The organism is Caproiciproducens galactitolivorans (genome assembly GCF_029266045.1).
Taxonomy (GTDB): domain Bacteria; phylum Bacillota; class Clostridia; order Oscillospirales; family Acutalibacteraceae; genus Caproiciproducens; species Caproiciproducens galactitolivorans.
In genome coordinates this window covers 232,883-246,427 of record NZ_JAJUFJ010000001.1, presented here as the reverse complement: position 1 = coordinate 246,427, position 13,545 = coordinate 232,883, and the positions used below count along the sequence as shown (strand labels likewise).

Sequence of the window (13,545 nt, the reverse complement as noted above, 5' to 3'; positions counted from 1 at the left end):
ATCTATCGCTATTTACAAAACTTATTTAGATAATTGTCAATGCAAGTCTGAATAATCTCCTTTGCATCCTCTGATCCTTTCATCTCGTCAATCGCGGTGACTTTTCCTTCCAACTGTTTGTAAACGGAGAAAAAGTGTGTCATTTCATCAAATATATGTTTCGGAAGTTCGTTAATATCGTGATAACTGTTGTAGTTTGGATCATTAAAGGGAATGGCGATGATTTTTTCATCCTTCATCCCATTGTCCGTCATAATGATTACGCCGATCGCATAACACCGAACTAGTGACAAAGACTGGATATCCTCAGAGGAGAGGATCAAAACGTCTAGCGGATCCTTATCGCTTGCGTAGGTACGCGGTATAAAGCCGTAGTTAGCAGGATAGTGGGTGGATGTGTAAAGAACTCGATCCATTAGGAGCAAACCGGTTTCTTTGTCCAGTTCGTATTTGATTTTGCAGCCTTTTGGAATTTCAATTACAGCGCAAAAATCATCAGCGTGAATTCTTTTGGGTGAAATGTTATGCCAGATATTCATGATTAGCTTTTTACCCCCTGATTTTATTAATTTTACTCTATTCTACCATTTCTGATAGGGTTAATCAATTAATTAATTATATAACAAAGTCGGGCATATAACTGTAGTGGAGGTGGGAGCGTGAATTGCAGACTGATTGATATGCGCCACAAAGAAGTCATTAATATAAAGGATGGAACGCGGATAGGATGTGTTTGTGATGTGGAAATAGATACGGCGGACGCGCGCGTGGTTGCAATTGTAATTTACGGCCGCCTGCGCTGCTTCGGCCTTTTGGGAAGGGAGGACGATATTATTATTAAATGGCAGGATATACAGGTTATTGGTGACGATACTATATTAGTGTGCTATAATAATTGTTGTCATGCGAGAAAACGATCGCGCGGATTCGGTGGATTCTTTGGAAATAATTAAAAAACTTGAAATTCTTTCCCGTTTATGGTATAATGATCGGCGCGATAAAAAACTCACGCTTTACTATGACGATTTGGTGCCCTTAGGGGTGTTGCGTCTGATCAAGTAGAGCGGCGGAAAAACCAAGGAGGAAAAATTATGTCAGTCGTATCAATGAAACAACTTTTGGAAGCAGGCGTCCACTTCGGTCACCAGACCAGAAGGTGGAACCCGAAAATGGCTCCGTATATTTTTACAGAGCGCAACGGCATTTACATTATTGATCTTCAGAAAACCGTTAAGAAGCTGGAAGAAGCCTATAATTTTGTACGCGACCTTTCGATGGAAGGCAAATCCGTACTGTTTGTAGGTACGAAAAAGCAGGCGCAGGATTCCGTAAAAGAGGAAGCGGAACGTGCAGGTGCTTATTATGTTAACGCTCGTTGGCTCGGCGGTATGTTAACAAACTTCCGTACCATCCGCCGCAGAATCGACCGTTTGAACCAGCTGAAAGCAATGGAAGAAGACGGAACCTTTGATCTTCTCCCGAAGAAGGAAGTTATTAAGCTTCGCTTGGAAATTGATAAACTCGAGAAGTTCCTGGGCGGCATAAAAGAAATGAAACAACTTCCCGGCGCGCTCTTCATTGTTGACCCGCGCAAAGAGAGAATTGCCGTAGCTGAAGCAAAGAAGCTTGGCATCCCGATTGTCGCAATTGTGGATACCAACTGCGATCCGGATGAAATCGACTATGTTATTCCCGGCAACGATGACGCAATTCGTGCCGTTAAATTGATTTCCGCGACAATGGCGAATGCGGTTGTTGAAGGCAAAGAAGGCCAGATGGGCGCCGCTGCGGCAGAAGAAGAAAAAGAAGACGAAGCAGTAGAAGAAGCAGCGGAATAATTACTTTAGAATATACAAGAGCGGAGGAAATATTCATGGCTTTTACAGCAAAAGACGTTGCAGCACTTCGCGAGAAGACCGGCTGCGGAATGATGGATTGTAAAAAAGCGCTTGCAGCTTCTGATGGAAACATGGACGCTGCAATCGATTATCTTAGAGAAAAGGGTCTTGCGGCCGCAACGAAGAAAGCCGGTCGTGTTGCCGCTGAAGGCGTGGCTTATGCAGCCGTAAACGAAGAAGGCAATGTCGGCGTTGATATTGAAGTGAACGCAGAGACCGACTTCGTTGCCAAGAACGCAGAATTCCAGAATTTTGTAAAGATTTGCGCCGATACCGTTATTGAGCAGAATCCTGCCGATCTCGACGCGCTCCTCCAGTGCAAAGCGAAGGGTACGGATCAAACCGTCGATGCTTTGCTGAAGGATAAAATCCTTACAATCGGTGAAAATATTAAGATTCGCCGCTTTAAACGTATGGAAGGCGTGGTTTCCGCTTATATCCATGCCAATGGCAAAATCGGCGTTCTGGTAAAGTTTGACACCACTCCGGACATTGCCGCAAAAGAAGAATTCAAAGAGTATGCCAAAAATATTGCAATGCAGGTTGCGGCAATTAATCCTCAGTATCTGAATCAACAAGCCGTACCGGCTGAAGTGGTTGAGCACGAGAAAGCAATTTTGAAGGAGCAGATTGTCAACGACGGCAAACCGGCCGCAATTGCTGAAAAAATTGTTAACGGCAGACTTGGCAAGTTCTTCAAGGAAGTTTGCCTTGTGGATCAGACTTATGTCAAAGACGGGAACCTTTCCGTTCAGCAGTATACGGATGCAACTGCAAAAGAGCTGGGCGGTAAAATTGCGATCGTCGATTATGTGCGCTTTGAAAAAGGCGAGGGTATTGAAAAGCGTGAAGATAATTTTGCTGAGGAAATTGCCAGCATGGTTAAATAAAAATCGCTTTTATAAATGGCGCAGGGATACATCCTGCGCTGTTTTTTTGCCCTCGTCGGTTATCCTGCCGGGCGAAATGTTTCGAAATTATAAAACTTGACAATAATAACTATATTTAGTTATGAAAGCCTTTACTTTATACAATGCTTATTGTAGAATAATATAAAAAGATAATAGGGGTGTTCTGTTTGAAACCTAAATATAAAAGAGTGCTCTTGAAGCTGAGCGGCGAATCCCTCGCCGGAAATGAAACGCACGGGATTGATTTTGATACGGTTTTAAAGATCTGTGAACCGATCAAGAAATGTGCGGATATGGGCGTTCAAATCGCGATTGTAGTTGGCGGAGGCAATTTCTGGCGCGGCCGCAGCAGCGGAAAGATGGACAGAACACGCGCGGACCATATGGGTATGCTCGCAACTACGATCAATGCGCTTGGCGTTGCCGACGCATTGGAGCAGCTTGGGATGCAGGTTCGCGTTCAGACCGCGATTGCTATGCAGCAGATTGCGGAACCGTATATCCGCAACCGTGCCGTCCGTCACCTTGAAAAGGGAAGAGTGGTTGTATTTGGATGCGGTACGGGAAACCCGTTCTTTTCGACGGACACGGCGGCGGCGCTTCGGGCCGCTGAGATTGACGCCGACATAATTATGAAAGCGACCATGGTGGATGGCGTTTATGACTGTGATCCTAAGAAAAATCCAAATGCCGTGAAATATGATTCGTTATCCTTTATGGAAGTACTGAATAAGAACCTTCAGGTAATGGACAGCACGGCTGCTTCATTATGCAAAGATAACAACATTCCGATTCTGGTATTCAGCATCAACGAGCCTGAAAATATCGTAAAGGCAGTATGCGGAGAACCGATCGGCACAATTGTAGAGGAGGATTCGTTATGAAAGAAGTATTGGCAAATGCAGAGGAACGCATGAAGAAATGTGTCAACACGTTATCGGATGAATTTGCATCAATCCGGGCTGGAAGGGCGAACCCGGCAGTTCTGGATAAAATCAAAGTCGATTATTACGGCACTCCGACTGCAATTAACCAGCTTGCCGCGGTATCTGTGAGCGAAGCAAGAATTTTAACAATCCAGCCTTGGGATGTTTCTGTTTGCCAAGCAATTGAAAAAGCGATTCAAACTTCGGATATCGGCATCAATCCGCAGTGTGACGGTAAGATTATTCGAATTACCTTCCCTCCGCTTACTGAGGAAAGACGCCGTGATTTGGTTAAGGATATCAGTAAAATGGCAGAGGAGCGAAAAATTACCATCCGGAATATCCGCCGCGACGCGTTGGAAAAGCTCAAAGGGATGAAGAAAAATTCGGAGCTTACGGAAGACGAATTAAAACAGGCCGAGAAGAAAACGCAGGACTTAACCGATAAATACTGCAAACAGGTCGACAGCGTGTTTGAGAAAAAGCAAAAGGAAATTTTAGAAATATAGGATCATTAAAAATGAAAGAGTATCGTTTGCCGCGCCATGTCGGCATCATTATGGACGGGAACGGTCGCTGGGCCAAAAAACGCGGCTTGCCGCGTTCTGTTGGCCATTCGGCTGGCGCGGCTGTTTTTAAAACAATCACACGATACTGTAGCTCCATCGGGATACAGTACCTGACGATTTACGCTTTTTCAACGGAAAACTGGAAAAGGCCGCAGGAAGAAATTCTTGGTCTGATGAAGTTGTTTAAGCAGTATTTAGAAGAAGCTTTGCGCGACTTTTTAAATGAAAATATAAAAGTGCGCTTTATTGGGGATACTACAGTTTTTTCACCGGAGCTTCAGAAATTATTTGCCGAAACGGAAGCCGTTTCGGCGGATCATACCGGTATGGTGTTAAATATTGCCATGAATTACGGTGGACGCGCGGAAATTGCGCGTGCGATGAAATTGTTAGCGGAAGACGTGAAAAATGGCAAATTATCACCGGAAGAGATTGATGAAAACTCCATAGCCCAAAAACTGTACACAGGCGGGCAGCCGGATCCGGATTTGATTATCCGCCCGAGCGGGGAGAACCGTATTTCGAATTTTTTACTGTGGCAGTCCGCCTATTCCGAATATGTCATTATGGATATTTTGTGGCCGGATTTCAAAACAAAGGATTTGGATCGCGCGCTTAAAGAATATGCAAACCGCGACAGGCGATTTGGAGGGGTTTAATTGAAACAAAGAGTTGCTTCGGGAGTCTCACTTATTATCTTTTTAGCAGCAATCGTGATATTTAACAATACTTGCCCGGCAGCTTTGAATGTTGCAATTTCCCTCATTTCCGTGTTGGCGGTTTACGAAATTATAGCCGCCTTGGGATTATTGAAGAAACATGTTCTGGTTATCCCAAGCCTTCTTTTTTCTGCGGCGGTGCCGTTGTTGCAGCTTGTTGCCGAACCGCATATGATGCATCTTGGGGTTTTGCAGCAAGGATTTTATTTTCTATATACCGTTGTGATTTTTAGTGCCCTGATCCTCTACCATCAATTTATAACGTTTCGTGAGGTTGGCGTTATCTACAGCATGTCCTTGATGATCCCGACCGCTTTGCAGACGATTATCAGTTTGCGTACGGTTGGCGGAAAACATGGCATGTTCTATGTGATTATTGCGATTTTTTCCGCATGGATTGCAGATACGGGAGCTTATTTTGCGGGGAGCCGCTTTGGAAAGCATAAGCTCTGCCCGAATATCAGCCCGAAAAAAACGGTGGAAGGGGTCATTGGCGGTTTTCTATTAAACATTGTTGCGATGATCGTTTTCGGCTACATTTTTCATGTGGTGTATTATGCTTATAGTGTGAATGTTTCCTATTTATCGCTGTTTTTAATCGGATTTTTCGGGACGATTATGTCCATATTGGGAGACCTCAGTTTTTCGCTGATAAAAAGGAGCTGCCATATTAAGGATTTCGGCGAACTGATTCCGGGCCATGGCGGAATTCTGGACCGCTTCGATAGTGTGATTTTCGAAGCGCCGTTTGTGTATCTGTTCGTTCATTTTATGCCGATTGTTATCCATTAATTTACGGCGGCGATGCAATAAAATTGCAAAATGGTGAATAATAATGAAAAGATGTTTATCGATTCTAGGTTCAACAGGCTCGATCGGCACGCAGACGCTGGATGTTGTTCGGGGGTTGAACCTTCGTGTTTGTGCGCTGGCGGCAAATTCGAATATTGCGCTGCTGGAGGATCAAATTCGTGAATTCAAGCCGGAGCTTGTTGCGGTTTTTGATATAGATGCTGCGAAAAAGCTGAAAATTGCGGTGGCGGATACTTCGGTTCGCGTTGTTGGAGGAATGGAAGGCCTTTGCGAAGCCGCGGCTTTTTCCGGCGCGGATCTGATTGTAAATGCGGTTGTCGGCATGGTGGGTTTAAAGCCGACTCTTGCCGCGATTGCTGCGGGAAAAGACGTCGCTTTGGCAAATAAGGAAACCCTTGTGGCCGGTGGCTCGCTGGTTATGAAAGCAGCGAAAGAAAAGTTTGTCCGGATTTTACCCGTGGACAGCGAACATTCCGCGATTTTTCAATGCCTGCAGGGCTGTCCGGAGAAGAAAGCATTGAAACGCCTACTTCTTACCGCTTCCGGCGGGCCATTTTTTGGAAAGACCAAAGAAGAATTACGGGATGTTACACCCCAGCAGGCTTTGAAACATCCGAACTGGAATATGGGCGCAAAGGTTACGATCGATTCTGCCACTATGATGAACAAAGGACTGGAAATTATAGAAGCGTCCTGGCTGTTCGACATGCCGGCTTCGAAAATTTCCGTTGTTGTGCACCGCGAAAGCATCGTGCATTCTATGATCGAATACGAAGACAATTCTGTGATTGCGCAGCTTGGCCTGCCCGATATGCGCATCCCGATCCAGTATGCCGTTACATGGCCGCAGCGCTTCCCCTCTCCGGTCGGGCAATTGGATTTGACCGATTATGGTAAGTTGACCTTTTATAAACCGGATTTGGAGACCTTTACCTGCCTTGCCGCCTGCCGAAAAGCAATCGAGCGCGGCGGGCTTGCTCCCGCGGTGGCGAACGGGGCAAACGAAGTAGCGGTTAAACTGTTTTTAAATCGCCGGATCTCCTTCCTTCAGATTGGTGAACTGGTCGCTCAGGCGGTGGAAAATCAACCGGATGTCCGGTTGGTTTCTTCCGTTGACGAAATAGAAAATGCAGACACGTATGCCAGAGAATATGTTCTAAAAGCATCTGGCAAATGATGAGGTGATCGTATTATACAGGTATTATTAATCGTTATCGCGGTATTGCTTTTCGGTTTCATTATCTTTATTCACGAATTCGGCCATTTCTTTACAGCAAAACTGTCCGGAATTCGGGTGAATGAGTTTGCAATTGGTATGGGACCAAAGCTATTTCATTTTCAGAAAGAGGAAACGTTGTATTCCCTGCGTGCATTCCCAATCGGCGGCTTTTGCGCTATGGAAGGGGAAGACGGGGAAAGCAACGACGAACATGCGTTTAATAACCGGCCCGTTTGGAAACGGATTTTGGTTGTCGCAATGGGTGCGGTTATGAATATCCTTCTCGGCATTATCCTGATGATGGTTCTTCTGGTGCAGCAGCCTGCTTTTTCCTCTACGACAATTGCAAAGTTTCCGGAGCCTTCCGGCTTTCAAGCTGCGGGGCTGCAGGTTGGTGACAAGTTCGCCAGTATTGACGGTTACAAAATCAATAGTGACCGTGACTTGAGCTTTGCGTTATCCATCATGAACCCGCAAAAAACGGATATCCAGGTCATAAGAAACGGGAAACTGCTGACTTTTGATAATGTCAAGTTAAAAACAAAAGACATTAATGGGAAAAAGGTTCTTGTAGCGGACTTTTATGTCGCTCCCATTCAAAAAAATCCAATTACCCTCCTGCAAAAATCGGTTGAGGATACGGTATCCACCGTTCGAATGGTCTGGTTTAGCCTGGTAGGAATGGTTACCGGAAGATTCGGAATGCAAGATGTTGCGGGGCCAGTCGGTGCGGCAAGCATGATCGGGCAGGCTGCTTCAATCGGTTTGAAGCAAAGCTTTGTCGCAGCCCTGAATAATATCATCATGATGATGATGCTGATTACAGTAAACCTTGGCGTTGTGAATTTACTTCCACTTCCGGCTTTGGATGGCGGCAGGCTCCTTTTTCTGCTTGTGGAAGCAATCCGCCGCAAGCCGCTGAATCCAAAGTACGAAGGCTTGGTCAATACGGCTGGTTTCTGTTTACTGATAGGGTTAATGGTCCTTATTACGTTTAATGATATCGTTCGGCTGGTAACCGGCAAGGGGCTGGGAGCATAATGAAGAAAACTAGAAAAATTTACGTGGGAGGACTGCCGATCGGCGGCGGTTCCCAAATTTCCGTACAGTCAATGCTGAACGTACCTTCCACGGATATAGATGGTAGTGTAAGGCAGGCGGTGAAGCTTGCGGAAGCCGGCTGCGACATCATACGTATCGCATTACCGAATATGGAAGCCATCGCGCTGATTCCGGCAATCAAAAACGTTGTCAAAGTACCGTTGGTTGCTGATATCCATTTCGATTACCGGCTCGCGCTGGAGGCGGTTGCCGCCGGCATTGATAAAATCCGGATTAACCCGGGAAATATTGGCTCGGACGAACATGTGAAAGCAGTTGCCGACGCTTGCAGAAGAAGAAATATACCGATACGCATCGGCGTGAATTCCGGTTCGCTGGAGAAAGAAATCCTTGCGAAATACGGCAGCCCCACGCCCCAGGCATTGGCGGAAAGCGCCTTATATCACGCGTCCCTGCTTGAAAAATTTGATTTTCAGGATATCGTTATTTCAATGAAATCGTCGGATGTGGACACAACGATCAGAGCATACGAAATCGCAGCGGAAAAGTGCGACTATCCGCTGCATCTCGGTGTAACCGAAGCGGGAACGGAACACATGGGGCTGATAAAGTCCGCGATTGGAATCGGTTCGCTTTTGCAGCGCGGAATTGGTGATACCATCCGTGTATCGCTTACAGCCGATCCCGTTAAAGAGGTTGCCGCCGGGTTTGATATTTTAAGAGCTCTGAATTTAAGGCGGGAAGGCATTCAGTTTATATCCTGTCCTACCTGCGGAAGAACTCGTATTAATTTAATTCGACTTGCGGATGAAGTTGAGCGGCGCTTGAAAGGCTGTAAAAAGCCGATTAAGGTTGCTGTTATGGGCTGTGCGGTCAACGGCCCGGGCGAAGCTCGCGAAGCCGACATTGGGATTGCCGGCGGGAACGGGGAAGGCCTGCTCTTCAAAAAGGGACAAATTATCCGAAAGGTTCCGGAAAGGGAATTATTAGACTGCTTAATGCAGGAGATTGAAAAGATGTAGAGGGTGAATCCCATTGAAAACATTTGGCGAATTTTTTAGCGAATACATAGAAACCGCACGACTTCCTTCCCCCGTATATGACGGGAATATTTCGTCGCTGCAAATTGATACGAACAAAAGAATCATTACTGCGGACGTGGCGTTTCCATCTTTGGTGGAGCGCCGCGTGCTTTATGACGTGGAAAAACGAATGGTTGCCTGTAAAGCACTAAAGCTTGCCAAGGTGCGTATCTTTCCATCCTTTCCTTCGGAATGCTTCTGCGTCGACTATTATCCCAGCCTGGTATTAGAACTGAAGCGCCGTGAAGCAAGCGTGAACGGCATTCTTACGGACTCTACCGCGCGCTTGGAAAACGGAAAGCTGATTGTTTCCTTGACGCATGGAGGCGGCGATCTGCTTCTTGCGCGCCGCGTTGACCGGTTGCTCGCGAAGCTGATTCAGCAAGAATTCGGTATCGGTTTAACCGTCGAGTTTGACGGCTTGCTTTCGCTCGACAGCCAGCATCCGGTCTATATAGAAAAAAAGCGGAAGCAGCAGGAAAAGATCCAGCGGGAAGCTATCGTGGAACAGATGGAAACGTACGAGTCAAACTTGAACCGTGTAAACCCGCCGAAAACGATTCAGGTTCGTTCCGGAGAAACGCTGCTTCCCACCATTATTCCGGAAAGCGCCCGTGATTTATATGGGCGTTCGGTAAAAGCAAAGCCCATCCCGATTAATCGGATTTCGCCTGATATTGGCACGGTAACGATTTGGGGAGAGATTTTTCAAAAGGACGAAAAGATCACGCGGGACGGGCAGAGAAAAATTATCACGATCAATATAACGGATTACACCGGCTCAATGACCCTGAAAATTATCGAAATGGTTCCCCAGTGCAAACCGATTGACACACTGGAAAACGGCATGTCAATCATTGCGCACGGTGAAATTGAATACGATAAATACGACCATGAAATCGTGCTTCGCACGAAATGTATTCGTACGGTTCAGCAGGTAAAAGTGGTAGACAAAGCGAATGTGAAACGGGTGGAGTTGCACCTGCATACCAATATGTCCACCATGGATGCAGTAAACTCCGCCAGCGATATCATTAAGCGCGCAGCAGAATGGGGACACAGCGCCATCGCGATTACCGACCACGGTGTTGCACAGGCATTCCCCGAAGCGATGAATACGGTTGAAGAACTGAAAAAGAAAGATATCCATATTAAAGTGATTTACGGCGTGGAGGCTTATTTTGTCAACGATCTGGTACAAGCCGTAAAAGGGAAATCTTCCAAATCCCTTAACGATGAATTTATAGCGTTTGATATAGAGACAACCGGTTTAAGCCCCAACAAAGAGCGGATTACCGAAATTGGCGCGGTCAGGGTGAAAAATGGAGAAATTATAGAAAGCTTTGACACCTTTGTCAACCCGCAGATACCGATTCCTGCTAAAATAACGGAATTGACCGGCATCACGGACGAAATGGTAAAGGACGCGCCTCTAGAAAAAGAAGCAATTCAGGCTTTCTATGATTTCTGCGGAAAAGACGCGGTTTTAGTGGCGCATAACGCCGATTTCGATACGTCGTTCATCCGGATTGCGGCGCAGCGGAACGGAATGGAATTTCCGTATACTTATATCGATACGGTACCAATGTGTCGTTCCATGCTGACAGGCATAAAAAACTGCAAACTGGATACGGTTGCAAAGTATTTAAAACTCGCTCCGTTTAACCACCACCGCGCAAGCGACGACGCTACCGTGCTGGGGGAAATTTTCAGCGCCCTATTGGAGCGTCTGAAAGAGGACACGTCTGCCCAAACGGTCGATGATATCAATACGTCGCTGGCGGGCGGCGACCCGAAAAAAATGCAATCGTATCATCAGATTATTCTGGTTAAAAATAAGACAGGGCTGAAAAATCTGTATAAGCTGATTTCCAAGGCGCATCTGGATTATTTTTATAAAAAACCGCGGATTCCAAAGAGCGAACTGGTAAAGCTCCGGGAAGGGCTGATTATTGGAAGCGCGTGTGAAGCTGGTGAACTTTACAGGGCTGTGTTCAATGCCCAGCCTTGGGAAACCCTTTGCGAAATTGCTAGCTTTTACGATTACCTTGAAATACAGCCGCTTGCAAACAACCAGTTCATGGTGCGGGATGGCTTAGTATCGGATGAAGAAAAGCTTAAGGAGTTCAACCGCACGATTATTAAACTGGGAGAAACGCTGAACAAGCCGGTGGTTGCTACCTGCGATGTGCATTTTATGGATCCGAAGGACGGCGATTACCGAAAAATTCTGTTGGCGGGACAGGGCTTCAAGGATACGGATATGCAGCCTCCGCTTTACTTGCGCACAACGGCGGAAATGCTGGAGGAATTCGCCTATCTGGGCAAGGAAAAAGCTTATGAGGTAGTCGTAACGAATACCAATCTGATTGCCGATATGATCGAGGAAGTCCGCCCGATTCCGGAGGGCACCTTCCCGCCATTCATTGAGGGCGCGGAGGAACAGCTTACCACCATTACCTGGACAAGAGCGAAAGAGATTTACGGTGATCCATTACCGGATATCGTGAAAAAACGCCTTGAACGTGAGCTGGACTCAATTACAAAGCACGGATTTTCTATTTTGTATATGACCGCACAGAAGCTGGTTGCCGACTCGGTGGCACACGGCTATTTGGTTGGCTCGCGTGGTTCCGTTGGTTCCTCCTTTGTTGCGAATATGTCTGGCATATCGGAAGTCAATCCGCTGGAGCCGCATTATGTCTGCCCGAAATGCAAGCACAGCGAATTTATTACGGATGGCAGCTATGGAAGCGGATTCGACCTGCCGCCGAAAAAATGCCCTGTTTGCGGAACAGATTATAACCGCGACGGGCACATGATTCCATTTGAAACCTTCCTTGGGTTCGACGGCGACAAAACGCCGGATATTGACCTGAACTTTTCCGGCGAATACCAGACAAGCGCGCACCGCTATACGGAGACCCTGTTTGGAAAGGATAATGTTTTTAAAGCCGGTACGATTGCTACGGTTGCGGACAAGACCGCTATTGGATTTGTAAAGAAATATGCGGAGGAAAGAGGAATCGTCATGCACCGCGCGGAAGAGCAGCGGCTGGCGAAAGGCTGCACCGGCATTAAACGGACCACCGGCCAGCATCCGGGCGGTATGGTTGTCGTACCGAAAGGAATGGAAATTTACGATTTCTGCCCGGTTCAGCATCCGGCAAACGATCAGAATTCCGACAATATTACAACGCATTTTGACTTCCATTCCATTCACGATACGATCTGCAAGCTGGACGAACTCGGGCACGATGTTCCGTCGATCTACCGTTACCTTGAAGATTACACCGGCATCCCGGTCATGGAGGTATCCATGAGCGACCCCAAGGTAATGTCCCTCTTCACGTCGACCAAAGAGCTCGGGGTTGAGCCGGATGATATCGATTCCCAGACCGGCACATTCTCGTTGCCGGAAGTCGGTACAAGCTTTGTGCGCCAGATGCTGATTGATTCCCAGCCGAAAACCTTTTCCGATTTGCTTCAGGTATCTGGTTTGTCCCATGGTACGGATGTCTGGCTGGGCAACGCGCAGGAATTGATTAAGAACAAGACCTGCACCATTTCGGAAGTAATCGGTACACGTGACAGCATTATGACTTATTTGTTGCATAAGGGCCTAGAACCGAAAATGGCGTTCAAGATCATGGAAATTACCCGAAAGGGAAAAGCTACGAAGCTCCTTACGGAAGAGCATATAAAAGCAATGAAGGATCATGGTGTGCCGCAGTGGTACATTGATTCGTGTATGAAAATAAAGTATATGTTCCCGAAAGCCCATGCCGCCGCATACATGATTTCCACCTTACGTCTCGGTTGGTACAAGGTACACAGGCCGGTCGAATACTATGCCGCCTACTTTACTGTTCGCGGGGAAGATTTCGATGGGGCAACGGTTATGAAGGGCAGGGATGCCGTGCGGCGCCGTATGAATGAAATCAAAATGAAGGGGAAAGAGGCCAGCGCGAAGGAAGAAGCTGCATATTCTACCTTTCAGATTATCAATGAAATGCTCGCGCGCGGGATTGAAGTGCTGCCGGTTGACCTTTACAAATCAGACGCCAAGAAATTTTTGGTGGAAGACGGAAAAATACGCCTTCCGTTCTCCTCTCTCAGCGGCGTTGGAGAAGCTGCGGCAAACAGCTTAGCCGCAGCGCGGGAGCAGGGCCCGTACATATCGATTGACGATCTGCAGGCACGCTCCAAGGTTTCCAAATCGGTGATCGAAACGCTGGAAGAAGCCGGAACACTTGCCGGCCTGCCGCAAAGCAGCCAAATGACATTATTCTAGTTGACATATGCGTTTTAGTATGCTATTATATTAGCACGCTAAAGCGAATAAT

Annotated in this window: 12 protein-coding genes; 11 read left to right on the top strand and 1 reads right to left on the bottom strand. The window is 46.8% G+C overall.

What is annotated here, in order from left to right; all coding sequences use genetic code 11:
* Positions 1-8: 8 nt before the first annotated feature.
* A complete protein-coding gene (locus P9B68_RS01180; RefSeq protein ID WP_135659144.1) occupies positions 9-539 on the bottom strand; it encodes an inorganic diphosphatase in 531 nt (176 codons plus the stop codon).
* Positions 540-659: 120 nt separating this feature from the next.
* Between P9B68_RS01180 and P9B68_RS01175 the strand changes: the two genes are divergently transcribed.
* The 11 genes from P9B68_RS01175 to P9B68_RS01125 all read left to right on the top strand — a co-directional run bounded on the left by P9B68_RS01175 (position 660) and on the right by P9B68_RS01125 (position 13,493).
* Positions 660-953, top strand: a complete 294-nt coding sequence (locus P9B68_RS01175; protein ID WP_243112971.1) for a YlmC/YmxH family sporulation protein — start codon at positions 660-662, stop codon at positions 951-953.
* Positions 954-1,091: 138 nt separating this feature from the next.
* On the top strand, positions 1,092-1,838 hold the full coding sequence (gene rpsB / locus P9B68_RS01170) for a 30S ribosomal protein S2 (protein ID WP_135659146.1): 747 nt from the start codon (positions 1,092-1,094) through the stop codon (positions 1,836-1,838).
* Between the two features lie 35 nt (positions 1,839-1,873).
* Complete coding sequence (gene tsf / locus P9B68_RS01165) at positions 1,874-2,788, top strand: translation elongation factor Ts (RefSeq protein ID WP_277668314.1); 915 nt, start codon at positions 1,874-1,876, stop codon at positions 2,786-2,788.
* Positions 2,789-2,976: 188 nt separating this feature from the next.
* On the top strand, positions 2,977-3,693 hold the full coding sequence (gene pyrH / locus P9B68_RS01160) for a UMP kinase (protein WP_135659150.1): 717 nt from the start codon (positions 2,977-2,979) through the stop codon (positions 3,691-3,693).
* Positions 3,690-4,244, top strand: a complete 555-nt coding sequence (gene frr, locus P9B68_RS01155; protein ID WP_135659152.1) for a ribosome recycling factor — start codon at positions 3,690-3,692, stop codon at positions 4,242-4,244. The genes pyrH and frr overlap by 4 nt, the downstream gene beginning before the upstream one ends.
* A gap of 11 nt (positions 4,245-4,255) precedes the next feature.
* Positions 4,256-4,963, top strand: coding sequence for an isoprenyl transferase (locus P9B68_RS01150; RefSeq protein ID WP_135659154.1), 708 nt, complete (start codon positions 4,256-4,258; stop codon positions 4,961-4,963).
* Entirely contained in the window at positions 4,964-5,815 is an 852-nt protein-coding gene (locus P9B68_RS01145; RefSeq protein WP_277668313.1) for a phosphatidate cytidylyltransferase, read from the top strand.
* Between the two features lie 43 nt (positions 5,816-5,858).
* Positions 5,859-7,013 (top strand): 1-deoxy-D-xylulose-5-phosphate reductoisomerase, encoded by a 1,155-nt coding sequence (locus tag P9B68_RS01140; RefSeq protein WP_135659158.1) that lies wholly within the window; start codon positions 5,859-5,861, stop codon positions 7,011-7,013.
* Positions 7,014-7,058: 45 nt separating this feature from the next.
* Entirely contained in the window at positions 7,059-8,096 is a 1,038-nt protein-coding gene (locus tag P9B68_RS01135) for a M50 family metallopeptidase (protein ID WP_243112972.1), read from the top strand.
* Positions 8,096-9,139 (top strand): flavodoxin-dependent (E)-4-hydroxy-3-methylbut-2-enyl-diphosphate synthase, encoded by a 1,044-nt coding sequence (ispG, locus tag P9B68_RS01130; RefSeq protein ID WP_135659162.1) that lies wholly within the window; start codon positions 8,096-8,098, stop codon positions 9,137-9,139. Before P9B68_RS01135 ends, ispG begins: the two co-directional genes overlap by 1 nt.
* 13 nt (positions 9,140-9,152) lie before the next feature.
* Positions 9,153-13,493 (top strand): PolC-type DNA polymerase III, encoded by a 4,341-nt coding sequence (locus tag P9B68_RS01125; RefSeq protein WP_277668312.1) that lies wholly within the window; start codon positions 9,153-9,155, stop codon positions 13,491-13,493.
* The last annotated feature ends 52 nt before the right edge of the window (positions 13,494-13,545 follow it).

Excerpts from the sequence above, each read along its gene's own strand:
- tsf (WP_277668314.1), top strand. The coding sequence starts at position 1,874 with ATGGCTTTTACAGCAAAAGACGTTGCAGCACTTCGCGAGAAGACCGGC.
- P9B68_RS01180 (WP_135659144.1), bottom strand. The coding sequence starts at position 539 with ATGAATATCTGGCATAACATTTCACCCAAAAGAATTCACGCTGATGAT.
- rpsB (WP_135659146.1), top strand. The coding sequence starts at position 1,092 with ATGTCAGTCGTATCAATGAAACAACTTTTGGAAGCAGGCGTCCACTTC.
- ispG (WP_135659162.1), top strand. The coding sequence starts at position 8,096 with ATGAAGAAAACTAGAAAAATTTACGTGGGAGGACTGCCGATCGGCGGC.
- frr (WP_135659152.1), top strand. The coding sequence starts at position 3,690 with ATGAAAGAAGTATTGGCAAATGCAGAGGAACGCATGAAGAAATGTGTC.
- P9B68_RS01140 (WP_135659158.1), top strand. The coding sequence starts at position 5,859 with ATGAAAAGATGTTTATCGATTCTAGGTTCAACAGGCTCGATCGGCACG.
- P9B68_RS01150 (WP_135659154.1), top strand. The coding sequence starts at position 4,256 with ATGAAAGAGTATCGTTTGCCGCGCCATGTCGGCATCATTATGGACGGG.